Source organism: Streptomyces poriferorum (genome assembly GCF_019399235.1).
GTDB classification, from domain to species: Bacteria; Actinomycetota; Actinomycetes; order Streptomycetales; family Streptomycetaceae; genus Streptomyces; species Streptomyces poriferorum.
In genome coordinates this window covers 1-942 of the sequence record NZ_JAELVH010000606.1, presented here as the reverse complement: position 1 = coordinate 942, position 942 = coordinate 1, and the positions used below count along the sequence as shown (strand labels likewise).

Here is a 942-nt window from a genome sequence, read left to right as displayed (position 1 = left end):
AGCTAGCGGCGCCTGCTGACCTGGAGAACTCTACCCGATCTCCGGCCGTGCTCCTGACCATTTCCCCTCCGCCACGGCCTGTCGGATGGTCGTTTTTTCTCTTCTATCCGTCAAAATGCGATATGTCAGGAGAGTTGAGACACTGACGCCCGTACAGATGCGCCCAAAGATCTTGACGAGTGCGGAGGGAATCGCATGACTGTGCCGGCCTTCGAGGAGTACGTACCTGCCATCGACTGCACCTGTGCGGGATGCGCCGTCCAACGGCGCGCCGCTGCCGCCGGACTGCCGACAGCCCGCAGGGCGGACCGGGACCACTACAGGGCGCGGGCGCCTCCGGACCACCGGCGTCGACATCCACGCTGCGCGCGACCACCCGCGCCGACATCATCAACCGCGCGAAGAAGTGGGTCACCGCGCAGGTTCCGTACAGCATGACGAAGTACTGGTCGGACGGGTACCGCCAGGACTGCTCCGGCTATGTGTCGATGGCCTGGAACCTGCCCGGCAACGAATGGACCGGCAGCCTCGCCACCTACGGGACGCGCATCGCCCGGGAGGAACTGCAGCCCGGCGACATCCTGCTCTTCCACAACCCGGCCGACCCCGGTAAGGGCTCGCACGTCACGGTCTTCGGCGGCTGGACCGACTACACGCACACCCACTACACGGCGTACGAGCAGACCAAACCGCACACCCGCAAGCAGACGACGCCCATGGCGTACTGGACCAACTCGGGCAGCTACGTCGCCTACCGCTACAAGGGGCTGACGAGCGGAAGCGGTGGCAGCGGCTCGGCGAAGACACAGTTCCCGGGTGCCGCGAAGTTCGGCGCCGGAACGAAGAACGGCTACGTCACCCGGCTCGGCGAGATGCTCGTCGACCGTGGTGGCAAGCGCTTCTACAAGGTCGGCCCCGGCCCCGCCTGGGGCAGCGCCGACC

1 pseudogene is annotated in these 942 nt (G+C 66.5%); it reads left to right on the top strand.

The features are described 5' to 3' along the window. Positions 1-195: 195 nt before the first annotated feature. Positions 196-942 (top strand): annotated as a pseudogene (locus tag JGS39_RS39990) (NlpC/P60 family protein); the annotation flags it as partial.